This window comes from Salinisphaera dokdonensis CL-ES53, assembly GCF_040361215.1.
Lineage (GTDB): Bacteria > Pseudomonadota > Gammaproteobacteria > Nevskiales > Salinisphaeraceae > Salinisphaera > Salinisphaera dokdonensis.
In genome coordinates this window covers 714260-739110 of the sequence record NZ_APND01000001.1, presented here as the reverse complement: position 1 = coordinate 739110, position 24851 = coordinate 714260, and the positions used below count along the sequence as shown (strand labels likewise).

Here is a 24851-nt window from a genome sequence, read left to right as displayed (position 1 = left end):
CGCTATTCATAACAAGGGAGGATGCGGTTCTGGCCGCAAGCCAATGAGCGACGACGACGACAGCGACCAGAGTCGGAACAGCGGAAACTGGCTGCGACAGATCGGCATGAGCCTCGCCGGCCCGCCGCGCGACCGCGATGAACTGGTCACCGTGCTCAAGGAGGCGCAGGAGAACGGTCTTCTCGATATCGATGCGCTGTGGATGATGCAGGGCGTATTGAAGGTGTCGGAGCAGCAGGTGCGCGACATCATGATTCCGCGCTCGCAGATGGTAGTGGTCGAATCCGACGCCGCCGCGGTGGACGTGCTCTCCAGTGCCATCGAGTCCGGCCATTCGCGCTTTCCGGTGATCGGCGAGTCGCGCGACGAAGTGGTCGGCATCCTGCTCGCCAAGGACATGCTCCAGCTGGCCGAGTCCGGCAACGACGGCGACAATTTCGAGCTGGCCTCGGTGCTGCGCCCGGCGGTGTACGTGCCCGAGTCCAAGCGCGTCAACGTGTTGCTCAAGGAGTTCAAGGCTTCGCGCAACCACATGGCCGTGGTCGTGGATGAATACGGCGGCGTGGCCGGATTGGTCACGATCGAAGACGCGCTCGAACAGATCGTCGGTGATATCGACGACGAATACGACCAGGCCGAGGGCGCGAACATCCTGCGCCAAGAGAAGAATCGTTTTCTTATTCGCAGCCTCACGCCGGTCGAGGAATTCAACGAATACTTCGAGACCGAGTTCTCGGACGAGGACTTCGACACCATCGGCGGGCTGGTGGTGCACGAGTTCGGGCATATGCCCAAGCGCGGCGAGACGACCATCATCGACCGCTTCCAGTTCAACGTGCAGCGCGCCGATTCGCGGCGTATCCACCTGTTCCAGATGACGATTCTGCCGGAGGCATCCGAATAGGAATGTCGAAGGCAAAGACCGTCGGCCTTAGCCTGCTGCTTGATCTGCTGCTGCCCGCGCTGCTGGGCGCGGCGGCCACGCTCGGCTTCGCGCCGTTCGGTTATTACGGGCTGACCTTCCTCGCGCTGGTCGGCCTGATCGCGCTTTGGTGGCCGGCGACGACCGGCCGCGGTGCCTGGCGCGGTTTCGTGTTCGGGCTGGCCCATTTCGGCACCGGCATCTACTGGACCTTCGTGTCCACCTACTACTACGGCGGCGCGCCGCTGCCGATGGCGATCGGCCTCGTCTGCCTGCTCACCGTCTATATGTCGCTTTACCCGGCGTTTGTAGGTGCGCTGGCCGGCTTCACGCGGCGCCTGCCGCGCACGCTCTGGGCGATTGTCGTTCTGCCCGGCGCCTGGCTGCTCGCCGAACTGGTGCGCAGCTGGGTGATGACCGGCTTTCCCTGGCTGTCGCTGGGTTACTCGCTCATTGATGCGCCGGTGACATCGCTGGCGCCGATCGGCGGCGTGTATTTCCTCGGCGTACTCATGATGATCAGCGCCGGCATCGTCACGCTGCTGTTCGCCGGCTCGCTGGCCGCGCGGGCGATCGCGGTCGTGCTCATCGCGCTTACGCCGCTGGGCCTGTGGTACACGCCGCCGGCCATGGAATGGACCCGGCCGGACGGCGAGCCGATCAGCGTGGATGTGGTGCAGGGCAACTTCGATCAGGCGATCAAGTGGCAGCGCGACACCTTCCCGACGACGCTCGAGCGTTACCGGTCGATGACCGAGCGCTCGAATGCGGATCTGGTCGTATGGCCAGAGGTGGCGATCCCGGCACCGGCCAATCAGGTCGAGCCATACCTCGCGGATATCACCCAGCTTGCCGGCAAGCGTGACCAGACCGTGCTCGCTGGCGTGCTCGTCCACGAAGGCGCCGACGCCCCGTATTACAACGCGGTGCTCGCGCTCGGCGCGGGCGAGGGGCGGTACTACAAGCGTCATCTCGTGCCTTTCGGCGAATATTTTCCCGTGCCGGATTTCGTCAAGAGCTGGCTCGACGGCATCGACATGCGTTACAGCAGCTTTGGCTTCGGCGCGGATGACCAGTCGCTGATCGATGTGCGCGGCGTGAAGCTTGGGCTGTCGATCTGTTTCGAGGACGCCTTCGGCTATGAGATTGCCAAGGCGTTGCCGCAGGCCGGCGTGCTGGTCAACGTCACCAACGACGGCTGGTTTGCCGGCACCACTGCGGCCGCCCAGCATCTGGAGATCGCGCGCATGCGCGCACTCGAGGCCGGCCGGCCGATGCTGCGCGCGGCCAACACAGGCATCTCCGCGATCATCGATTACGACGGCCGGGTGCGTGAGCGCACGCCCGAGTTCGAGGTAGCGAATATCGAATCGCAGGTGCAGCCCCGCACCGGGCTTACGCCCTATATGCGGATTGGTGATACGCCGCTGTGGATCACCGGCTTCCTGCTTACCGGCCTGAGCCTGCTCGCCGGTCTGCTGCTCAATCGGCGTCCGCGTAAGGCGTCGTAGGCACCTCACAGCCGGTTGCGCATCGCGCCGGCTGATGCGAAGCGGCAAGCGACGCAGTACACTTGCCCGCTGTTTTTCGACCGCCCGATCGATAGTCGCCAATGGATTCCACCTACCGTTTCGATGCAATCGAGGCCGATGTGCAGGCCCGCTGGCGCGACCACCGCGCCTTTGAGGTCACGCGCGACGCCCGCGAAAAATTCTATTGCCTGTCGATGTTTCCGTACCCGAGCGGCAAGCTGCACATGGGCCATGTGCGCAACTACACCATCGGCGACGTGATCTCACGCTATCAGCGCATGTGCGGCAGGAACGTGCTGCAGCCCATGGGCTGGGATGCCTTCGGCCTGCCCGCCGAGAACGCGGCCATCAAGAACGGCGTGCCGCCGGCGAAATGGACGCGCGAGAACATCGACTACATGCGCGGCCAGCTGCAGCGGCTGGGCTTTGCGTACGACTGGTCGCGCGAACTGGCCACCTGTGACCCGAGCTACTACCGCTGGGAGCAGTGGCTGTTCACCAAGCTGTTCGAGAAGGGCTTGGTCTATCGCAAGGAATCGGTGGTCAACTGGGATCCGGTCGATCAGACCGTGCTCGCCAACGAGCAGGTGGTCGACGGGCGCGGCTGGCGCTCCGGCGCGATCGTCGAGCAGCGCGCGATTCCGCAGTGGTTCGCGCGTATCACCGACTATGCCGATGAGCTGCTCGACGGCCTGGACGATCTCGACGGCTGGCCGGACGCGGTCAAGACCATGCAGTCGAACTGGATCGGCCGTTCGACCGGCCTCGAAATCGATTTCGCCGTCGCCGATCAGGACGCGCCGCTGACGGTCTATACGACCCGCCCGGATACCCTGCACGGCGCGACCTATATGGCGCTGGCGGCCGATCATCCGCTGGTCGCCGCCGCCGCGGATACCGACGCCGAACTGGCGGCTTTCTGCGAGGAATGCCGCAAGGCCGGCACCGCCGAGGCCAGCCTGGAAACGCGCGACAAACGCGGCTATCGCCTGCTGGTCGAGGCGATCCATCCGCTGTCCGGCGATAGGCTGCCGATCTTTGTAGCCAACTTCGTGCTCATGGGCTATGGCACGGGCGCGGTGATGAGCGTGCCGGCGCATGACCAGCGCGACTGGGAATTCGCCACCGCCTACGATCTGCCAATCGTGCCGGTGGTCGCTGACGCCGACGGCAACGCGCCGGATATCAGCGCGGGCGCGAGCGCCGAGAAGGGCGTGCTGATCAACTCGGCCGCGGACGATGGGAAGGACTTCGATACCGCGTTCGCCGATATAGCCGATCGTCTGGAAGGCCAGGGCATCGCCCGGCGCAAGACCCAGTACCGCCTGCGCGACTGGGGCATGTCGCGCCAGCGCTACTGGGGCGCGCCGATCCCGATCATCCATTGCGATGATTGCGGCCCGGTGGCGGTGCCGGAAGCCGATCTGCCGGTCGTGTTGCCGGAAGACGTAACCCCGGAAGGCGCCGGCTCGCCGCTGCCGGACATGCCCGAATTCGTGAACGTGGATTGCCCGAGCTGTGGCAAGGCCGCGAAACGTGAGACCGATACCTTCGACACCTTCATGGAATCGTCCTGGTATTTCGCCCGTTTCGCCTGCCCGGACGCGGACGCCATGCTCGACGACCGTGCCGGCTACTGGCTGCCGGTCGACCAGTACATCGGCGGTATCGAACACGCCATCCTGCATCTGCTCTACGCGCGCTTCTTTCAGAAGGTGATGCGCGACGAGGGATTGTCGGATGCCGGTGAGCCGTTCAAGCGCCTGCTCACCCAGGGCATGGTGCTCAAGGACGGCGCCAAGATGTCCAAGTCCAAGGGCAACACGGTCGATCCTCAGGCGCTGATCGAGAGCTACGGTGCGGATACCGTGCGCCTGTTCACCATGTTCGCCGCGCCGCCCGAGCAGTCGCTGGAGTGGTCGGATGCGGGCGTGGAAGGCGCCAATCGCTTTCTCAAGCGTTTGTGGCGTCTGGTGGCCGAGCATGTCGAAACCGGCACCGTGGCGCCGGCCACGAGCGCGAAAGGCGACGCCGGCGAGCTGCGCCGCAAGCTGCACGAGACCATCGCCAAGGTCGGCGACGACGTCGGCCGGCGCTACACCTTCAATACTGCGATCGCCGCGATCATGGAACTGTGCAACGCGCTCGGCCGGGCCGACGGCAGCGATGCCGAGCAGCAGGCCGTGCGCCAGGAAGCGCTCGAGGCGATCGTGAAGATGCTCGCGCCGATCACGCCCCATGTCTGCGATGCGCTCTGGCGCGAACTGGGCCACGACGATCTGCTGCTCGACGTCGCCTGGCCGCAGGCCGACGACGCTGCATTGACGCGCGACACGCTTACGCTGGTGGTTCAGGTGAACGGCAAGGTGCGCGCGAAGATCGATGTACCGGCTGCCGCTGACCGGGGCACGGTCGCCGAGATAGCCCAGTCGGAAAGCAATGTGCTGCGCTTTATCGACGGCGCACCGATCAAGAAGACGATCGTCGTGCCGGGCAAGCTCGTCAATCTCGTGGTATAGATCGCGCTATGAAAAAGACCAATGCTGTAACCGGCCGTCGGCGCTTGAATGCGCGCGCCGCACTGACCGTCCTGCTCGCCACCGGCGCCATGCTGCTTGCCGGCTGTGGCTTTCATCTGCAGGGCGCATCGCCTTTGCCGGACGGCATCCAGTCGATGTACGTCAGCTACAACGACGACTATCGCGTAGGCGATCCGCCGCTGGTGGAAACCCTGCGTCAGCGGCTGCGCGAACGCGGCGTGCTTGGCCAGGCGAATGCGCCGGCACGTCTGGATATCGAAGAGATCGAGAATCGCCAGCGCATCGTCTCCGTGAGCCCGGTGGACGGCCGGGTGGCCGAGTACGAACTCACCACCGCCGTGTCCTTCGACTACGACGTCAAAGGCGCGAGCCAGCTGCGCAACGAGACCCTCCGGATCAGTCGTAACTACAGTTTCGACAACACCGAGCGTCTGGGTGCCGAACAGGAACAGCGCGAACTCCTCACCAGCATGCATGAGGAACTCGCCAACCTGATCCTGCTGCGCGTGGCCAGCGCGAACGACAAGCTCTAGACTCGCCCGCGTCAATCTCCAATCGCAGGGTTCGTCATGGCCGATCGCGCCGCGCTCACGCCCAGTCCGATCACGCCGGCCCAGGCGGCCGAGTTCATACGCGGGCGGCGTACGATCGACCAGTTCACGGAGCAGGTACCCGACGAGGCGATCGTCCAGGAAGCGATCGAGGTTGCGCGCTGGGCACCGAATCATCACCTGACCCAGCCCTGGCGTTTCTATCTGCTCGGGCCGCAAAGCCAGGCCGCAGTCATCGATCTGAATACGCAGCTGGTAGCCGCGCGCAAGGGCGACGAGGTCGCCGCGGCAAAGCGCGAGCGCTGGCAACAGATGCCCGGCTGGCTCGCGGTGACCTGCCAGATCAATGACGATCCGGTTACCGCACGCGAAGATTACGCAGCCTGTGCCTGCGCGCTTCAGAACCTGACGCTCTACCTGCACAGCGCGGGCCTGGGCAGCAAATGGATCAGCGGGGAAGCGACCCGCCATCCTGATCTGTTGCCGACGCTGGGTATCGATCCCGCGCGCGAATACTGCGTAGGTCTGCTATGGTACGGCTATCCAAAGCGGTATCCGCGTAGCCAGCGCACCGATTTGGAAAAGATCATGGGCCGCTGTCCGTAGCCCATTCATGGCGAGCCCGAATCCGGGCGTTGCAAATCCCGTGTACGCCCTATAGAATTGCGCGCTTTCGCAGCCGCCCGGCTGCCTAATCGCGTTGGTCCAGGAACAGTGCAATGAAGACGTTTTCTGCGAAGAAAGACGAAGTCCCCGGTGACTGGTATGTCGTCGATGCCGACGGCAAGACACTTGGTCGTCTGGCTTCGGAAGTCGCCACGCGCCTGCGTGGCAAGCACAAGCCGGAATACACCCCGCATATGGATGTCGGCGATCACATCGTGATCGTGAACGCCTCCAAGATTCGGGTCACCGGCAAAAAGCCGCAGCAGAAGATCTACTACCGTTTCACGGGCTACGTCGGCAACCTCAAGTCGATCACGCTCGAAGATCAGCTCGCGGCACACCCGGAGCGCGTGATCGAGCACGCGGTCAAGGGCATGCTGCCCAAGAATCCGCTGGGCCGTCAGATGGCCCGCAAGCTGCGCGTCTATCCGGGCGCCGAGCATCCGCATACCGCACAGCAGCCGCAGACGCTGGAGATTTAGTAGATGGCAACCGAACAAGCCTACGGAACCGGCCGTCGCAAGACCGCGACCGCCCGTGTCTTCATCAAGCCGGGCAGTGGCCAGATCACGGTCAACAAGAAGTCGCTGGACGACTACTTCGGCCGTCCGACCTCGCGCATGATCGTGCGCCAAGCGCTGGAAGCCACGGACGCCACAGGCCGTTTCGACATCAACGTCACGGTCGCCGGCGGCGGCCCGAACGGTCAGGCCGGCGCCATCCGCCACGGACTGTCCCGTGCGCTGGTGCAGTACGATGAGATGATGCGCGCGCCGCTGCGCGCCGCGGGTTACATGACTCGCGACGCTCGTAAGGTCGAGCGCAAGAAGATCGGCCTGCACAAGGCCCGCAAATCGCCGCAGTACTCCAAGCGCTAGCGACGATTGCCGACCGCTCGCCGCCTGCCCGGCGAGCGGTCGTCCCAGTTTGTTGGGGGATCGTCTAGTGGTAGGACTGCGGACTCTGACTCCGCCAACGGGGGTTCGAATCCCTCTCCCCCAGCCAGCACCCAAAGCCCGCCTCATGGCGGGCTTTTTTATGGGTGCTGGCTGGGGGAGAGATCTTGGTTCGCACTCCTTGGTTCGACGAGCGAGCGAAGCTCGCGAGGACAGTTTGGCAAAGCCAAACTGGGCCCGAAGGGCCGAGGTGCGCAGCGCCGAGCAATCCGAGAGTTGCAGCCCGTCGTTCTCTAACAAAAACGTGCAGGTTCAATCGCCAGCGCACCCAAAGCCCGCCTCATGGCGGGCTTTTTTATGGGTGCGGGCTGGGGGAGAGGTCTTGGTTCGAACCCCTTGGTTCGACGAGCGAGCGAAGCTCGCGAGGACAGTCGGGCGTAGCCCGACTGGGCCCGCAGGGCCGAGCGGCGAAGCCGCGAGCAATCCGAGTGTTGAAGCCCATCGGTCGGTAACGAAGCCGCCCGTATTGAGCGATCGACGAACCCAAAGCCCGCCTCATGGCGGGCTTTTTTATGGGTGTCGACTGGGGGAGAGGTCTTGGTTCGCACCCCTTGGTTCGACGAGCGAGCGAAGCTCGCGAGGACAGTTTGGCAAAGCCAAACTGGGCCCAAAGGGCCGAGCGGCGAAGCCACGAGCACTCTTGATGTTGAGGTCTGTCGGTGGCTAACGAAGCCGTTCTTGTCGAACTATCGCCCACACAAATCCGCCCACCAGCGGATTTTTTTCGGAATTAGCCGGAACAGAGAAGCTGGCTCGAATCTCTCGGTTCGACGAGCGCGCTGAGAAGGGGCGCGAGAATCCGAGGTCGGAATGCTAGAGACTCAAATTCGGAGGTCCGTGATTGCGCTTGATCCGCTCGCCTTTCATGCGGCGATAGGTGATCTCCACGTAGCGGCGATTCGCGCGGCGCCTGACGACCACCCAGACGGCGGCGCCGCAGGCGGTTGCCAGACATAGAAGAGCTAGGAATACCTCCACAATCGCCATCGCCCCGAACATTGGAGAACAGTTGTCGTAACGGAGTATAGAACGATAATCGAAAATTCCAAATTTGTGAAACGTTGTGTCATGAAGCGAAATAGCATGATTTCTTAAGACGTTAGCTCGTACGGCTAAGCCTGCTTCATGGCCTGTTGTCTCGACGGCGGTGTATCGCTTGTCGGAAGCGGTGATGGACGCGCGATGGCATGTTTGTTGCTCCCTTGGTTGTGTTGCTTGTTCGAGAGTCTCAGTGGTCATGCGTGTGCTGCTCGTGGATCGTCACTCCGCCCGACTTTCTGCCTTGCGTGCCGTGATCGCGGATGCCGGTTTCGATGTCTTGGATGTCGTCAGCGAGGAGGCGGATCTCTACGAGGCGGTCGAAAGACTCACGCCCGATGCCGTGATCGTCGACGCCGACTCGCCGTCGCGCGACGTGCTCGAGGACGTCGCCACGTTCGGCGAGCACTACCCGAAACCCTTGCTGATGCTGTCGTCCAACGATGACCGGCGCCTTATGGCCCGGGCGTCGGAAGCGGGTATCAGCGCTTATGTGATGGAAGGGTTGTCGCCGGCACTGGTGCGCTCGCTGGTCGACGTGGCGATGCGCCAGTACCGGCAGATGGAGTCCCTCAAACAGGAATTGGCGCAGACGCGGGAAACACTGGCCGACCGCCAGGTGATCAACCGCGCCAAGTGCCTTCTCATGGAACGCAGCGCATTGAGCGAGAAGCAGGCCTACACGCGCTTGCGCAAGACCGCGATGGATCACGGCCTGCCGCTGCCCGAGATCGCGCGTCAGGTGATGGTGCAGGCCACGGCCGACTGAACTGGCCGGCCGGCGCACGAATAGGGTGCGCATCCGCACGTTGAAGATGCATTTGCGGGCCTCGAACGCCGCAGGCGGATTGGCTGGCGGCTCTTGTTCAACCCGCTTCAAGCCTTGCGCCACCAATGTGCGTAGGCCGCTGCCGTCCGATTGGCACGGTTCTCGCTACACCCTTGCTACGCGTTCAAGAGGCGCTGCGGCCTTTCCAGTTTGATCGGTAGTAGCGGCACGGCGCGATACAACCTGTTCAGGACAACGAAGTCCGGTTAAGCAAGCGTTCGATTCGACCGCCTGCAGCCGGGCTTTTTTTATGCGCGCCCAAAACGACGCATATCCGACAAGAGGCGGACCGACGATGACGACATGGCATGAAGCGACTTTCGGTCGTAGCGGACGCGCCACCGGCGCCGGCCTGGAGCGCACGCGTCTCAAACTCGGTTTCATCGCACTCAACGACTGCGCACCGCTGGTGATGGCGAGCGAAGCCGGTTTTTTCGCCGCCGAAGGCCTGGACGTCGCGCTGTCGCGCGAGGCGTCGTGGGCCGCGATCCGCGACAAGGTTGCGCTCGGCCTGCTCGACGGCGCCCAGATGCTGGCCGGCATGCCGATCGCCTCGACGCTAGGCGTGGGCGCGCCACCGCACGAGATGGTGACCGCCTTGTCGCTCGGGCTGAACGGCAATGCGATAACGCTTTCCAGTGCGCTTTACGAACGCATGCAGGCGGCTGACCCGCAGGCGATGTCGGCCCGCCCGTGCAGCGCCGAGGCGCTGCGCCGTGTGATCGAGGCCGATCGCGCAGTCGGGCTCGCGCCACTGACCTTCGGCATGGTCCATCCGGCCTCAGCGCACAACTATCAGCTGCGCTACTGGCTGTTCGCAGCCGGGATCGATCCGGATCGCGATGTACGCCTGATCGTGGTGCCGCCGGCGCGCATGGTCGCCAATCTGCAGGCCGGTCGTCTGGCCGGTTATTGCGTGGGTGAGCCGTGGAATCAGATGGCGGTACGTGCCGGGCTCGGGCATGCGGTGATCACCGGTTACGAGATCTGGAACAACGCGCCCGAGAAGGTGCTGGGCGTGACCCATGAATGGGCCGAAGCCCATCCGCGTACCCATCGCGCATTGATTCGCGCGCTGGTGCGCACCGCCGCCTGGCTCGATGGCCACGACAACCGCGAAGCGGCTGCCGAAGCCATCGCCGCGCCCGAGTATGTGGATGCGCCGGTCGAAGTGATCCGGCGCACGTTAACCGGCCGGTTCTGCTACCGGCCCGGCGCCGCGCCCAGGCCGGCGCCGTATTTCAACGTTTTTCATCGCCACGCGGCGACCTTTCCCTGGCGCTCGCATGCGATGTGGCTCATCGCCGAAATGCTGCGCTGGGGCCAGCTCGGCGAGGCGATCGATATTGGCGCCACCGCCGCCGGCGTCTATCGCTCGGATATCTATCGCGAAGCCGTCGCGCCGCTCGGCATTGCCTGCCCCGATCGTGATCACAAGACCGAGGGCGCCCACGCGGGGCCGTGGTCGATCGCGGCCCGCGAAGGCGGGGCGATCGAGATGGCGTCGGATCGATTCCTCGACGCCCGCGTGTTCGATCCGGCTGACCTGGTCGGCCATCTCGATGACACAGCGCCCGCCATCTCGCCTGCGCTGCTGACAAGACTGGCCGCCCTCAATTCTTCGCTGGACGCACCGGTCGCCGGCGGGCGCCGCGCGACCGCCCTGGGCTAGCGCGTTCGCCTTCGCCCATTCGATTGCCTATTCCTATTTAAAGCAGGAGCACTCACGCCATGGAACTTGCCAACAAGGCCACCCGCATCCGGCTGTTCGACTTCAAGTCGGTACAGATGCGCGCCTTCCATATGAGCTGGCTGGCTTTTCATCTGTGTTTCTTCGGCTGGTTCGGCATTGCGCCGCTCATGGCCGTGGTGCGCGAGGATCTGAATCTCGACAAGTCGATGGTCGGCTCGACCATCATCGCCTCGGTGGCGATCACGGTGCTGGTGCGTCTGCTCATCGGCCCGCTGTGCGACAAGTTCGGACCTAGAAAGACCTATTCGACGCTACTGATCCTGGGCTCGATTCCGGTCATGTGCATCGGTTTCGCCGACAGCTTCGAAAGCTTTCTGATCGCGCGCCTGTGTATCGGTGCGATCGGCGCGTCGTTCGTGATCACCCAGTACCACACGTCGGTGATGTTCGCGCCCAATATCGTGGGCACGGCGAATGCGACCACCGCGGGCTGGGGCAATCTCGGCGGCGGCACCACGCAGATGGTCATGCCGCTGATCTTTGCCGTGATCGTATCGCTCGGGGTCAATGAATTCCTCGGCTGGCGCCTGGCTATGGTGGTGCCCGGCATCCTGCTGTTCGTGCTCGGGCTGGCGTACTGGAAGTTCACCCAGGACGCACCGGACGGCAACTACGCCGACCTGCGTGCGGCCGGCAAGATCCCGCCGGCGGACCGCGAGAACGGCGGCATGGCCAGCTTCAAGAAGGCGGCCTCCGACTATCGCGTCTGGGCGCTGTTCGTGGTCTATGCCGGCTGCTTCGGCGTCGAGCTGACCATCAACAACGTCGCCGCGATCTATTTCTTCGACAATTTCGAGGTCGATCTCAAGACCGCGGGCCTGATCGCCGGCCTGTTCGGGCTGATGAACATCTTCGCCCGGACCATGGGCGGCTTTTTCTCGGACCTGTCGGCTCGTTACATGGGCCTGACCGGGCGCGTGCGCTTCCTTTTTCTCGCCATGTTCATCGAGGGCATCGCGCTGGTGACCTTCTCGCAGATGGAAGTGCTCGCCACCGCGATCGCCAGCATGATCGTTTTCAGCCTGTTCGTGCAGATGTCCGAGGGCGCGACCTTCGGCATCGTGCCGTTCATGAACAAGAAGGCGCTGGGCGGGGTGAACGGCATCGTCGGCGCGGGCGGCAATGCCGGCGCGGTGCTCGCCGGCTTCCTGTTCAAGAGTGAGTCGCTGTCCTATGGCCAGGGCCTGATGTTCCTGGGCTGCGCGGTGATGGTCTGCTCGTTCTTCGCGTTCTTCGTGCGTTTCTCGCCGGAAGTGCTGGCCGAGGAAAAGGCCGCCTTCGATACCGCCTCGTCGGGCGACGATCCGATCAAGGCACGCGGCGCCAACGAGCCGGAACCGGCCTAGCTGCAGGCGTATCGATATGAGCGACACCACACAACCGAAACTCGATCTGGTCGTGATCGGCAACGGCATGGCCGGCCTGCGCACGCTCGAGGATCTGCTCGACGCCGCGCCCGAGCGTTACAACGTGACGGTGTTCGGCGCCGAGCCGCATCCGAGTTACAACCGAATCATGCTTTCGCCGGTGCTTGCGGGCGACAAGGCCTTCGAGGAGATCGAAACCCACGGCCGCGCCTGGTACGTCGACAACGGCATCACGCTCTACACCGACGAGGCCGTGGTCGATATAGACCGGCGGCGGCGCATGGTGATCTCGGACACCGGCCGCGAGATCGGTTACGACCGGCTGCTGCTGGCGACCGGTTCCACCCCGTTCATCCTGCCCGTGCCGGGACACACGCTCGACGGGGTGATCAGTTTTCGCGATATCGGCGATGTCCATCGCATGGTCGAAGCCAGCGAAAAGGGTGGCAAGGCCGTGGTGATCGGCGGCGGACTGCTGGGCCTCGAAGCCGCTTACGGGCTGCACAAGCGCGGCATGGAGGTGACCATCGTGCATCTCATGGGCACGCTCATGGAGCGCCAGCTCGACCCCACCGCGGCCGATCTGCTCCAGTATTCGCTTACCCAGCGCGGGCTGTCGTTTCGCATGGGCGCGAAGACCGCGGCCATCCTCGGCGACGAAGCCGGCCGCGTGACCGGCCTGCGCTTTGACGACGCCGACGACTCCGAGATCGATGCCGATATCGTGGTCATGGCCGTAGGCATCCGCCCGAACGTCGAGTTGGCGAAGACTGCCGGTCTGTACTGCGAAAAAGGCATCGTCGTCAACGACACGATGCAGACCTACGATCCGCGTATTTACGCGGTCGGCGAATGCGTCGAGCATCGCCATTCGGTCTATGGCCTGGTCGCACCGCTATGGGATCAGGCCAAGGTCTGCGCCAATCATCTGGCCTATCGCGGTCATACCCAGTACGAAGGCTCGGTGACCGCGACCCAGCTCAAGGTCACCGGTATCGACGTCTATTCGGCCGGCGATTTTTCCGACGCCGAAGGCACGGAAACGCTGATCTTCTCCGACGTGCGGCGCGGCGTCTACAAACGCATCGTCCTGGGCGACGATCGCATCGTCGGTGTCGTGCTCTATGGCGATACGCGCGACGGCGGCTGGTACTTCAGGCTCATGCGCGAAGGGGCGGACGTCTCGGGCTTTCGCGATCTGCTGCTGTTCGGCCAAGCCTATATGCCGCCAGCCACCGATGCCGCGGAGGCCGCTTGATGAGCACGTTGACCACACGCACCACCTGTCCCTATTGCGGCGTCGGCTGTGGCGTGAATGCCGTGGTCGAGAACGGTGCCGTCAGCGTGGCGGGCGACGCCGCCCATCCTTCCAATCTCGGCAGCCTGTGCTCGAAAGGCACGGCGCTCGCCGATACGGTCGGCCTCGACGGCCGGCTGCTGCACCCGGTGGTCGATGGCCGGCGCGCGAGCTGGGACGACGCTCTCGACGAGGTCGCCACGCGCTTTGGCGAGATCATCGCCGAACACGGCCCGGACGCTGTGGCCTTCTATGTCTCCGGCCAGCTGCTCACCGAGGACTACTACGTCGCCAACAAGCTGATGAAGGGCTATATCGGCTCGGCGAATATCGATACCAACTCGCGGCTGTGCATGTCTTCGGCGGTGGCCGGCCACAAGCGTGCCTTTGGCGAAGACGTGGTGCCGGGCTGCTACGAGGATCTCGAAGTCGCCGATCTCGTGGTGCTGGTCGGTTCGAATACCGCCTGGTGCCATCCGGTGGTCTATCAGCGCATCGTCGCGGCACAGGAGAACGATCCAAACAAGAAACTCGTGGTCATCGATCCCCGCCGTACGGCCACTGCCGAAGGCGCGGACCTGCACCTGCCGCTCGCGCCCGGCACCGACGTGCATCTGTTCAACGGCCTGCTGGCCTTCCTGGCCGAGCACGGCTTCGACGGCGATCTGCCCGGGGCACAAGATGCGGTGGCCGAAGCACGCCGCATGGGCGGCGTCGCCGCGGTCGCCGCCGCCTGCGGCGTGGGCGTGGAGACGGTACAAGCCTTCTTCGAGCTGTTCGCGCAGACCGAACGCACGGTCACGGTCTTCTCCCAGGGCGTGAACCAGTCCTCGGCGGGTACCGATAAGGTCAACGCGATCATCAACTGCCATCTGCTCACCGATCGGATCGGCAAGCCGGGCGCCTGTCCGTTCTCGATCACCGGCCAGCCGAATGCGATGGGTGGGCGAGAAGTCGGCGGCCTGTCCAGCACGCTCGCCGGGCATATGGGTTTCGACGCGGCCGAGCGCGTGCAGCGTTTCTGGCGCTCGCCGGCGATCGCACACGAGCCCGGACTGAAAGCGGTCGAACTGTTCGAAGCGATCGAGTCGGGCCGCGTGAAGGCGGTCTGGATCATGGCCACGAATCCGCTGGTCAGCCTGCCGGATGCCGATCGTGCGAAGCGGGCTTTGGACGCCTGCGAGTTCGTGGCGGTGTCGGACTGCATGCGCCATACCGATACGGTCGATCGCGCCCACGTGCTGCTGCCTGCTGCGGCCTGGGCAGAGAAGAGCGGCACGGTCACCAACTCCGAACGCATCATCTCGCGCCAGCGCGACTTCCTGCCCATGCCCGGCGAGGCGAAGCCGGACTGGTGGATCGTCTGCGAAGTCGCGCGCCGGATGGGTTTCGGCGCCGGCTTCGATTTCCACAGCGCTGCAGCGATTTTTCGCGAACACGCCGCGCTGACCGCGTACGAGAACGACGGTGAGCGGGTGCTAAATCTCGAAGGGCTCGCGGATCTGTCCGATGCCGACTACGACACGCTCGAGCCGCTGCGCTGGCCGGTCTACACGATCGAAGCCCTGCGTGCGGCAGGCGCGATGCCGGCCCGCCAGGACAGTCGGCGCCTGTTTGGTGACGGTATCTATCCGACTGAAGACGGCAAGGCGCGCCTGGTCGCGGTTACGCCGCGCGGGCCGGCCAATCCCGTCAGCGAGCAATGGCCGCTGGCCCTGAATACGGGCCGCGTGCGCGATCACTGGCACACCATGACGCGCACGGCCAAGTCCGCGCGGCTGTCAGCGCATATTCCGGAGCCGTTCGTGGAAGTGCATCCCGACGACGCCAAGCGGTATGGCGTGATCGACGGCGCGCTGGCCACGGTCTCGACCGCGCTGGCCGAGGCGCATGTGCGGGTGATTGTCACGGCCGGCCAGCGTGAGGGCGCGCTGTTCGTGCCCATGCACTGGAACGACCAGTTCGCCGCAAAGGCTCGGGTCGGCGCGCTAGCCAATCCGGCGGTCTGCCCGATCTCCGGCGAGCCCGAATTCAAGCACACGCCGGCCGCGATCGCACCGTTCGAGGCCGCCTGGCACGGCTTCATCCTCGCCAGCCGGCCGTTGCGGCTCAACGGCGAGGCGAGCATCGACTACTGGGTGAAGGTCCCCGGCGAACGTTTCTACCGCTACGAGATCGCCGGTCTGCAAACGCCCGACCACTGGGCAGCCACCGCACGCGGCTGGATCGGCGTGGGCGAGCGCACGGCCGACTGGCTCGATGCGAGCGACACCTCCGCCGGGCGTTATCGCGCTGCGCATATCGACGCCGGCCATATCGAGGCCTGCCTGTTCGTCGCTCCCGAACCGGCTGCACTGCCCGAACGCAGCTGGCTGGCGAGCCTGTTCACCGGCGAGCCAATTGTCGAGAGCGAACGCGCCGGCCTGCTTGCCGGCAGACCGGCCGACGCCAGTAAGGATGTCGGCCCGCAGATCTGCTCCTGCTTCGGCGTCGGCCGCAACACGATCCTGCGTGCGATAGGGGAGGACGGCCTGGACAGCGTGGCCGCCGTCGGCGAGGCACTGGATGCTGGAACCAACTGCGGCTCCTGCAAGCCGGAGATCGCCGCGCTCATCGAGGCTCACGCCGGCAAATGATCCATCCCGATTTCATCGACAACGGTTCGACAACACAGATCGATACACCATGAGCACACAGGATTTCGACGACAGCCAGGAACGCTATCTCAAGGGCGTGACGGCCGGGCTGCATATCGCCCGCGGCGTGCCCGGCATGACCGGGCTGACCACCGGCAAGCGGCTGCGCCCAGATGATTTCCATACCCAGGCACGAATCCGCGCCCAGGCCATGGGCGGCGAGCTCACCAGCCAGGAGGCCGCGAAGGCCGATCTCAATCCCAACGACATGTGGAACGAGATGGTCCAGCTGGCCAGTCTGGGCGAATACCCGAAGGGCGACGACGTATTCCTGATGAAGGGCCGCGGCATTTTCTATGTCGCGCCCAATCAGGACAGCTACATGTGCCGGCTGCGCATGCCGGGCGGCATCTTCTCGTCGCACCAGTTCCGCGCGATCGCCGATCTGGCCGAGACCTACGGTGGCGGCTATACGCATGTCACCACCCGTGCCAATCTGCAGATCCGCGAGATCGGGCCGAAGGATCCGGTGCATGTACTGACCGGCCTGACCGATGTCGGCATCGTCGTACAGGGCTCCGGAGGCGACAACGTCCGCAACATCACTGGCAGCCCGCTGGCCGGCATCGATCCGGACGAGTTGATCGACGTCACGCCGTACTGCCGCCAGATGCATCATCACATCATCAATCACCGCGAGCTGTACGGCCTGCCGCGCAAGTTCAATATCGCCTTCGATGGCGGCGGACGCATCAGCGCGCTGGAAGGCACGAACGATATCGGCTTCTCGGCGGTGCTGCCCAAGGCCGATGGGCCGCTGCCGCGGCGGCCGTATTTCCGCATGGGCCTCGGCGGTATTACCGGCCACAAGGACTTCGCGCGCGATACCGGCGTCATGCTCAAGCCGGAGGAATGCGTGGCGGTCGCCCATGCCGTGCTGCACGTCTTTCTCGCCAACGGCGACCGCACCAGCCGCGAGAAGGCACGCCTGAAATACGTGCTCGATCGCTGGGGCTTCGACAAGTTCATGCGCGAGGTGCAAAAACAGCTGCCGTTCACGCTGCGCCGCTACCCGCTGTCGCGCTGCGAGAAACGCGCGCCGGTGGACAAGGCCGGACATGTCGGTGTCCACGACCAGGTCGACGACAAGCAATACGTCGGCATCGTGCTGCCGGTCGGCCGCCTGACCATCCCGCAGATGCATGGCCTGGCCGATCTGGCCGATCGCTATGCTGACGCGAAGATGCGCACGACCGTGTGGCAGAACCTCGTGCTCGGCAACGTGAAGAAGTCGGACATGAAAACGCTGGTGGCCGGTATCGAGAAGCTCGGCTTGCATGTCAACGCCAGCCCGGCGCGTACCGGCATGGTGGCCTGCACGGGCAGTTTCGGCTGCAAGTTCGCCAATGCCGAGACCAAGGGCAACGCGCTCAAGCTCGTCGACCATATCGAGGAAAAGCTTGAGCTCGACGAGCCGCTGAATATCCATATGACCGGCTGCCCGAACTCCTGTGCCCAGCACTATGTCGGCGATATCGGCCTGCTCGGCGCGCGCGTGGTCGACCCGGACGCAGACGATCCGGAAGAGGCCGATCAGGTGGACGGTTTCCATGTCTATATCGGGGGCGGCTACGAGGACGAGGAAGGCATCGCCCGCGAGCTGGCGACATCGATTCCGGTCGTCCACCTGAACGCCTATCTCGAGAACCTGCTTGGCCTGTATCTGGAGGAGCGGCATGACGGCGAACGGTTTGTCGCCTATGCCCGGCGCCAGGATATCGACGAGCTCAAGCAGCGGCTCGCGGCACGTTCTGAGAAGGCGGCAGCCGCCCAGCGCGAATCCGTGGAAAAAGCCTATTCCAAAGCCGAGGCCGAGGCGGACACCCCCGAAGAGGTCAAGACCGAACGCGACGAGGCCGCACAGGCCGAATACAACCGTGCGCCGGATAAGGAAAACGCCGGCTGATACAGGCGGGATCCGTCCATTTGCGGACTAAAAGCACTTTTTCTCGTGACAAAAAACGAGGTAACCACATGCCCACACAAGTCGACCTGATTCCCGAGGACGCGCCGTTTCCGAACGAGCAGCGCGAATGGCTCAATGGGCTGATCGCCGCGCTGGCCGGCTGGGAAGGTTCGCTTGGCGGCGCCGAGCAGGGCGGTGGCGAGGCCAAGGAATCCTTCCCCTGGCACGACCCGGGCATGGATATAAACGAACGCATGGAGTTGGCTGAGGGCAAGCCCCACGCGCGACAGCTCATGGCCGCGATGGCGCAGCTGGATTGCGGCCAGTGCGGCTATCTCTGTAAGACCTATGCAGAGGCGATCGCTTTTGAAGGCGAGGATCTGAACCGCTGCGTGCCCGGCGCCAAGGAGACCGAGCGCAAGCTCAAGGAACTGGTCGCGGAGCACCAGGCCGACAAGCCGGCCGTAGAGGCCGAGCCGAAGCTGGAACCCAAGCCAAAGAAGAAAGGCCCGCTAGGCACCCGCGACAATCCCTATATGGCCAGGCTCAAGTCGAGCACGCCGCTCAACGCCGATGGCTCGACCAAGGACACGCGCCATGTCGAGATCGATCTAGGCGACTCGGGCATCGAATACGAGGCCGGCGACTCGATGGGGATCTTCCCCGAGAACGATCCGCGTACCGTGGATGCGATTCTTGCCGATATCGATGCCTCCGGTGGAGAGAAGGTCAAGGCGCCGAGCGGCGAGAATCGGCTGCTGCGCCAGGTGCTGCTCAAGGAAGTCGATATCACCAAGCCCAGCGACGAGGTGATCGCGCTGCTGGCCGACTCCGCGGGCGATGCCGAAGAGGCCGAGGATCTGCGGCTGCTGGCCGAGCGTGGCGCCGAGGAAGGGCAGAGCCTGCTCGAGCTGCTGCGGGTCTACCCGAGCGCGCGGCCCGACGTGCAGAAGCTGGTCGACGAACTCGGCCCGCTGCAGCCGCGGCTGTATTCAATCGCCTCCTCATCGCGCAAGCATCCGAACGAGATTCATACCACCGTGGCGGTGGTGAAGACCGCGGTCTACGGCCGCGGCTACAAGGGCGTGGCGTCGACGTTCCTTGCCAAGCGGTTGTCTCGCAACGGCGAGGTGCCGGTCTATATTCAGCGTTCGGACGAATTTCGGGTGAACGCCGATCCCGATCACCCGGCGATCATGATCGGCCCCGGTACCGGCATCGCGCCGTTCATCGCTTTTCTGCAGGAGCGTGAGGCGCGCGGCGACTCCGGACGCAACTGGCTGTTCTTCGGCAACCCGGAAAGTGCGAAGGACCATATCTACCGTGAGCAGCTGGAAAGCTGGCGTGACAGCGGCCTGATCAGCCGTCTGACGCTGGCCTTTTCCCGCGACCAGGAAGACAAGGTTTATGTGCAGAACCGGATGCGCGAACAGGCGCGCGAATTCTGGGCCTGGCTGGAAGCCGGGGCGGTGATCTATATCTGTGGCGACGCCGAGCGCATGGCCAAGGATGTGGACGCCGCGCTGCACGATATCGTGGCCGAGCAGGGCGGGCTGAGCGAAGCCGAGGCCGGGCGCTACGTCGAAACGCTTTCAGCCGAGCACCGCTATCTGCGCGACGTCTACTGAGCCGAGTTCAGTCGGCAGGTCAGCCCTCGATTTCGTACTCGATAGCGAGACGCAGCGTGTGATCGGCCGCGTCGTCGTCGAGGCCGAACAGCAGGGCGAGCTGCCAGTTCAAGCGCGATTCGTCGCCGATATCCATGCCGGCGAACAGCGCGGGGCCGGCGCGATGACCGGGCGCATAGCGCGGCGCGTGGGGATAGGCTGAATCGTCCTCGTCATCCTCGGCAAGGAATTCGTGCTCGCCGAAGCCTTGCACGCCCAGATCGAACGGCCCGGCCGGTGGCGTCCAGCGTGCCTGCCAGCCATAGCTCAGGCCGACGTCGGGTTCGTGCACCATGGCGCGGTCTACAAAGACATTGGCGCTGAGCAGCCATCGCCCCAGCTCTTTCTCTAGCACAGGCCCGATGACCAGCTCGTCCTCGGCGTCGTCGATGGTGCCTATCTCGTAGGACAGGAACAGGCCAATATCGGGCCATAATCCGGTGCCGTCGCCGGGCAGGGCGAACACGTTCTCGATCTGGATCTGGTGCAGATGGGTGGCCGAGCGTGCGCCGTTCACGAGTACGGGCGATACGCTGGCGCGCCAGAAATCGGTGGGGCTGTAGCCGATCTCGATCCGGGTTTCGTGGGTGTTGTTGGTGTCGTTGTCGCCGAGATCGTAGTAGCGGATCTCGGCCTCGAGTTCGCCGGCCTCGACCTGCGGCGAATAGATCTCGTCATCCGGGCCGACATCTGCCGTCGCAGCACCCGCAGCGGCCAGCCAGACGACAGCGCCCAGCGTCCGCGCTGCACGGCGCGTGCTGATGGTATTCGCCATGTTTTTCTTGTTGGTTCTCCCCAGCCTGCATAGTGCGCGCCGGCAAGTGTTGGCGCAACGCAGTGCGGTCAGGGGTTGCCGAACCGCGGGTCGTCCCAGACGGCACGCATGTCGCCCGGCAGTGTCCGCAGGCGTCCTAGGGCGAGCCAGAACTGTTCGGGCGCGTGGAAGTCGGAGCCTACCGATCCGGCCAGGTCGTGCTGGTACGCATCGCGCGCGGCGGTGATTTCCTTCTGCCGATCGGTGGTGCCGGTACAGATCTCCAGTCCGTCGCCGCCGGCCTCGGCAAAGGCCGCGATCGCGCGCTGGCGCCAGGCGCCGGAAAAACCATAGCCGAACGGGTGGGCGAGTACGGCCATGCCGCCGGCGCCGTGTAGCCAGGTGATCGCCTCATCTAGCGATGTCCACTCGATGGCGGCATGGGCGTCGCGGCCCGGGCGCAGATGTTTCTTGAACGCCTGGTTGTTGTCGCGGCAGATGCCGTCCTCGATCAGCAGCCGGGCAAAATGCGGGCGGGTGATCTGGCCGTCCCCGGCCATTGCCTGGGCGCGACCGAGCGCATCGGCAACGCCAAGTTTTTCGACCTTGGCCGCGATCCGTATGGCGCGATCGCGGCGTGCCTGCTGCAGCGTGGCGAGGCCGTCGGCTAGCTGGCTGTCCTGACTATCGAAAGCGAGACCGACCACATGCAGCGTACGACGCTGCCAGGTCACCGAGAGTTCGACGCCGTTGATGAAACGCATGCCGTGGGTGTCGGCTGCTGTGCGCGCTTCGGCCAGGCCGTCGATCGTGTCGTGATCGGTCAGCGCGAAGGTCTTCACCCCGGCCTCGGCCGCGCGGGCGACCAGTTCGGCCGGCGTCAGGCGTCCGTCGGAGCAGGTGGAATGGGCATGCAGATCGATCATGGCCTACAGGGTCGCATGTTCCGCTCTGCACACAGATCGCGGACATGAAAAAGGCGCCGCAAAAGCGGCGCCTTGGACGGGAAGACAGAAGCCCCGATCAGGCGTCAGCGAGATGGGCCGCGTGCAGCACCATGTCGGCCGGGCCGAAGCGGTCGGCCACGGTCTTGCGCTGATGCCAGTAGGGATAGAGCAGCGGCGGGCGGCTGACTTGCTCGATCCGTTCGATCTCGTTGTTGCTCAGCTCCAGATCAGCGGCGGCGAGGTTGTCTTCGAGCTGATGCTGCTTGCGCGCACCGATGACGGCCGTGGTCACGCCCTGGCGGCCCGTGATCCAGGCCAGTGCGACCTGCGCGGCGGAAACGCCGTGGGCTTCGCCGACTTCGACCAGGGTCTCGATGATGTCGAACAGGCGCTTCTCGTCGTGGATCGGCGGTTCATCCCAGCCGTCCGCGAAGCGCGTGCCTTCGGGCTGGTCTTGGTCGCGACGATACTTGCCGGACAGCAGGCCGCCGGCCAGCGGGCTCCAGATCATTGTGCCCAGGCCCTGATCGTGGGCCATGGGCATGAGCTCGTACTCCGCATCGCGGGTATGCGCGGTGTAGTGGATCTGCTGGCTGATCGGCTTGGTGAAGCCGTGGCGTTCGCAGACCTGCATCACCTTCATCGCCTGCCAGGCCGAGAAGTTGGAGATGCCGTAATAGCGGATCTTGCCGTGTCCGACGAGGGTGTCGAGCGTCTGCAACGTCTCTTCCAGCGGCGTCTGGCCGTCCCACATATGCAGCTGGTAGAGATCAATATGGTCGGTATTCAGCCGCTTGAGGCTGGCCTCGACCTGCTCCCGGATATGCAGCCGCGACAGGCCGCCCTCGTTGGGTCCCTCGCCCATCGGGAAACGCACCTTGGTGGCGAGTAGCACATCGTTACGCTTGTCGCCCAGGGCCTTGGCCAGGATCTCTTCAGACAGCCCGCCCGAGTACATATTGGCGGTATCGAAGATGTTCACGCCGTGGTCGATGGCCGTGTCGATCAGCCGGCGGGCGTCGTCGACGTCGGTGTTGCCGACTTTGGACATGAACCCTTCGCCGCCGAAGGTCATGGTGCCCAGGGTGAGTTGCGAGACCTTGAGTCCGCTGTTGCCGAGAAGCCGGTATTGCATAACTGCCTCATTGAATAGCTGTATGTTGAAGATTGGTTTGCATCAGCGGCATTTCAAACACCGATTACCGTGCGCTTGCAGTGTTATTCTGTTGCAGCGCAGCAAAACGAATTAGAATGCGGCCTCGTTTGCATTCGGAAATTGCCGCGCATGTCATCGTCGCTCGTTGCCACCCGCGATTTCGTCGGCCGTCAGTTCAAGCGTAATCAGGCACGGCTCGGCCACGCGCGCCAGCGTCTGTTCGATCCGGAAACGCTGGTTCGGGCCGGTCGGACGTCTTACGAGGTCATCCATCAGGACGGTCCTGTCTCGCTGCGTTATTACCCGCCGCTGGCTGAAAATGAGATCGAGATGGCGGACGGCAGCGTCGTGCCGGTCGCAAGGACAAGTCAGCGCACGCCGCTGGTGATCGTGCCGCCGCTGGCGGTGAACATGCTGGTCTACGATCTGTTTCCCGAGCGCAGCCTTGTGCGCTATCTGCGTGCCCGCGGCTTCGAGCTCTATCTCGTCGACTGGGGCACGCCGACCCGCGCGCAGGACAAGCTCGATCTCGCCAGCTATTTCGCCGGCCTGCTACCGAAAGCGCTGGAGCAGGTGCGCGCACACAGCGGCAAGCGCGAGCTCAGCCTGCACGGCTGGAGCTTCGGCGGCTTGTTCAGCCTCTGCCAGGCCGCGATCGCGGGCGGCGATATTGCCAATCTGGTGCTGGTCGGCGCGCCGGTCGACTACCACGACAACGGCGTGCTCGGTGAGCGCTACAAGACGCTGGCCAAACACGCTCGCTGGGTAAAACGCTTCACGGGCCTGACCGCACACCGCCTGCCGGCTGCGCTGCTGCGTTCGCCGGGGCGGCTGAACTCGCTGGTGTTCAAGCTGACGAGCCCGATGGCGGCGGTGAAAAGCTATGCCAATCTCGTCGCCAACCTACACGACGAGGACTATGTCAGCGGTCATGCAACCAATTCGGCTTTCCTCGACGGCATGGTCGCCTACCCGGGCGGCGTGGTGCAGGACTTCATCGACTATCTCTGGATCGACGACGTGCTGGGTCACGGTAAGCTGCCGATGCCGCACCCGCCAGCCGATCTGTCGACCGTGTCGGCGCCGATTCTCAATATCACCGGCCGCCACGACGTGATCGTCACCACCGAATGCAGCCAGGCGATGCTGCGCTATGTGTCCAGCCGTGATGTCATCTGTCGCACGCTCAAGAGCGGGCATGTCGGCATCGTCTCCAGCGAGACGGCGATGACCGAGACCTGGCGTGAGATGGCCGACTGGCTGATCGCCCGCGATTGACGCCGGGCCACGGCCAGGTCAAGGCTACAGCAGCCCGGCGATCCGTCCGGCGAGAAAATCCAGGAACAGTTCAATCCGCAGCGCCAGCGCGGTATTGCGATAATAGACCGCATGGATCGCCTGCCGCCGATCCTCGATCCGGTCGACGAGCACCGGCTGCAGCCGACCGTCGGCGACCAGTTCGCGGGTGATGTAGTCGGCCATGCTGGTGATGCCTTCACCGGCCAGGGCCAGCGCGATGAGCGTGCTCGCGCTGGAGGCCGATACGGTCGGCGTGATCTGCAGATCACGCCCGCGCGCATCTTTTACCGGCCAGGCATTGAGATGCGGCATCTGGTTGAATCCGAGCAGCGCGTGGTTCGCGAGATCGGCTACCGATGTCGGCATGCCGTGGCGCGCCAGATAGGCCGGGCTCGCGACCAGGCGCAGGCGGGTATGGCCGAGCGGGCGGGCGTGCAGGGTGGAATCCTCGAGCGCGCCGATCCGGATGGCAACGTCGGTGCGCTGTTCGAGCAGGTCGATGAAACGGTCGTGGGTATCCAGCGCCAGCGTGATCTGCGGATAGAGCGCCCGGAACGCACCGATCTGCGGCACGATGACCGACTGCATGAAGGTTGGCGCGGCGTTGATACGCAGTGTGCCGGTCGGTTCTTCGCGGCGCAGCGCCATCGCCTGTTCGGCGTCGTCCGCGGCGTCGAGCAGCACCCGCGAACGAGGCAACAGCTCGCGGCCTTCCTCGGTTAGTTTCACCCGGCGTGTCGTGCGCGCGAGCAGGGTGGTGCCCAGCTTGTCCTCCAGCCGGGCGAGGCCACGGCTGACGCCGGATACGGTCTGGCCGAGCCGTTCGGCGGCCGCGGTGATCGAGCCGCTGTCGACGACCGCGACGAAGACCTGATGTTCTGCCAGCGTCGTTTTCATTGTTGATTAATGGTCAATAATGATTTGCAGTTTATCCCGTTTCGAGCAGGGCGTGAACGCGCCAGACTGCGCGTCGTT

The 24851-nt window shown here is 64.4% G+C and carries 19 protein-coding genes, 1 tRNA gene and 1 pseudogene; 16 read left to right on the top strand and 5 right to left on the bottom strand.

Features of this window, described 5'->3' with window-relative positions:
- Positions 1-43 precede the first annotated feature (43 nt).
- From SADO_RS03395 to SADO_RS03360, 8 genes are all read left to right on the top strand, one after another.
- Positions 44-904, top strand: a complete 861-nt coding sequence (locus SADO_RS03395) for a CorC family transporter (protein WP_353109216.1) — start codon at positions 44-46, stop codon at positions 902-904.
- Between the two features lie 2 nt (positions 905-906).
- Complete coding sequence (gene lnt / locus SADO_RS03390; RefSeq protein WP_353109214.1) at positions 907-2433, top strand: apolipoprotein N-acyltransferase; 1527 nt, start codon at positions 907-909, stop codon at positions 2431-2433.
- Between the two features lie 101 nt (positions 2434-2534).
- Positions 2535-4973: a leucine--tRNA ligase gene (leuS, locus tag SADO_RS03385; RefSeq protein ID WP_353109213.1), complete on the top strand. Its 2439-nt coding sequence runs from the start codon at positions 2535-2537 to the stop codon at positions 4971-4973.
- Between the two features lie 8 nt (positions 4974-4981).
- Positions 4982-5527 carry an LPS-assembly lipoprotein LptE gene (locus SADO_RS03380; RefSeq protein ID WP_353109212.1) on the top strand — a complete coding sequence of 182 codons (546 nt, stop codon included), beginning with the start codon at positions 4982-4984 and terminating at the stop codon, positions 5525-5527.
- Positions 5528-5563: 36 nt separating this feature from the next.
- On the top strand, positions 5564-6151 hold the full coding sequence (locus SADO_RS03375) for a nitroreductase family protein (RefSeq protein ID WP_353109210.1): 588 nt from the start codon (positions 5564-5566) through the stop codon (positions 6149-6151).
- A gap of 113 nt (positions 6152-6264) precedes the next feature.
- Positions 6265-6693, top strand: a complete 429-nt coding sequence (gene rplM, locus SADO_RS03370; protein ID WP_353109209.1) for a 50S ribosomal protein L13 — start codon at positions 6265-6267, stop codon at positions 6691-6693.
- A 3-nt stretch (positions 6694-6696) separates the two neighbouring features.
- Positions 6697-7089, top strand: coding sequence for a 30S ribosomal protein S9 (gene rpsI / locus SADO_RS03365; RefSeq protein WP_353109208.1), 393 nt, complete (start codon positions 6697-6699; stop codon positions 7087-7089).
- Between the two features lie 53 nt (positions 7090-7142).
- Positions 7143-7216, top strand: a tRNA-Gln gene (locus tag SADO_RS03360).
- A 764-nt stretch (positions 7217-7980) separates the two neighbouring features.
- On the opposite strand, the gene SADO_RS03355 is transcribed toward SADO_RS03360, so the two are convergent.
- Positions 7981-8406, bottom strand: a complete 426-nt coding sequence (locus SADO_RS03355) for a hypothetical protein (RefSeq protein ID WP_353109206.1) — start codon at positions 8404-8406, stop codon at positions 7981-7983.
- On the opposite strand from SADO_RS03355, the gene SADO_RS03350 reads away from it, so the two are divergent.
- From SADO_RS03350 to SADO_RS03320, 7 genes and pseudogenes are all read left to right on the top strand, one after another.
- Positions 8405-8974 (top strand): ANTAR domain-containing response regulator, encoded by a 570-nt coding sequence (locus SADO_RS03350; protein ID WP_353109204.1) that lies wholly within the window; start codon positions 8405-8407, stop codon positions 8972-8974. The genes SADO_RS03355 and SADO_RS03350 overlap by 2 nt on opposite strands.
- A 355-nt stretch (positions 8975-9329) precedes the next feature.
- Positions 9330-10706, top strand: a complete 1377-nt coding sequence (locus SADO_RS03345) for a CmpA/NrtA family ABC transporter substrate-binding protein (protein ID WP_353109202.1) — start codon at positions 9330-9332, stop codon at positions 10704-10706.
- A 59-nt stretch (positions 10707-10765) separates the two neighbouring features.
- Positions 10766-12133: an MFS transporter gene (locus tag SADO_RS03340; protein WP_353109201.1), complete on the top strand. Its 1368-nt coding sequence runs from the start codon at positions 10766-10768 to the stop codon at positions 12131-12133.
- 16 nt (positions 12134-12149) lie between these two features.
- Positions 12150-13409, top strand: a pseudogene (locus SADO_RS03335) (NAD(P)/FAD-dependent oxidoreductase); the annotation flags it as partial.
- 2 nt (positions 13410-13411) lie between these two features.
- The gene (locus SADO_RS03330) at positions 13412-16087 is read left to right on the top strand and encodes a molybdopterin-dependent oxidoreductase (protein WP_353109199.1); all 2676 of its coding nucleotides are present in this window, start codon (positions 13412-13414) and stop codon (positions 16085-16087) included.
- Positions 16088-16136: 49 nt separating this feature from the next.
- Entirely contained in the window at positions 16137-18053 is a 1917-nt protein-coding gene (locus SADO_RS03325) for a NirA family protein (protein WP_353109198.1), read from the top strand.
- Between the two features lie 68 nt (positions 18054-18121).
- Positions 18122-19681 carry a sulfite reductase subunit alpha gene (locus tag SADO_RS03320; protein ID WP_353109196.1) on the top strand — a complete coding sequence of 520 codons (1560 nt, stop codon included), beginning with the start codon at positions 18122-18124 and terminating at the stop codon, positions 19679-19681.
- Between the two features lie 19 nt (positions 19682-19700).
- Here SADO_RS03320 and SADO_RS03315 read toward each other — a convergent pair whose 3' ends face one another.
- The 3 genes from SADO_RS03315 to SADO_RS03305 all read right to left on the bottom strand — a co-directional run bounded on the left by SADO_RS03315 (position 19701) and on the right by SADO_RS03305 (position 22556).
- On the bottom strand, positions 19701-20495 hold the full coding sequence (locus SADO_RS03315; RefSeq protein WP_353109195.1) for a hypothetical protein: 795 nt from the start codon (positions 20493-20495) through the stop codon (positions 19701-19703).
- Positions 20496-20563: 68 nt separating this feature from the next.
- On the bottom strand, positions 20564-21400 hold the full coding sequence (locus SADO_RS03310; RefSeq protein ID WP_353109193.1) for a PHP domain-containing protein: 837 nt from the start codon (positions 21398-21400) through the stop codon (positions 20564-20566).
- 97 nt (positions 21401-21497) lie between these two features.
- Positions 21498-22556: an aldo/keto reductase gene (locus tag SADO_RS03305; RefSeq protein WP_353109192.1), complete on the bottom strand. Its 1059-nt coding sequence runs from the start codon at positions 22554-22556 to the stop codon at positions 21498-21500.
- A 150-nt stretch (positions 22557-22706) separates the two neighbouring features.
- Here SADO_RS03305 and SADO_RS03300 point away from each other — a divergent pair, with 150 nt between their 5' ends.
- Complete coding sequence (locus SADO_RS03300) at positions 22707-23855, top strand: alpha/beta fold hydrolase (RefSeq protein WP_353109190.1); 1149 nt, start codon at positions 22707-22709, stop codon at positions 23853-23855.
- A gap of 24 nt (positions 23856-23879) precedes the next feature.
- Here the strand turns inward: SADO_RS03300 and SADO_RS03295 are convergent, their stop codons facing one another.
- Entirely contained in the window at positions 23880-24773 is an 894-nt protein-coding gene (locus tag SADO_RS03295) for a LysR family transcriptional regulator (protein WP_353109188.1), read from the bottom strand.
- Positions 24774-24851: the final 78 nt, after the last annotated feature.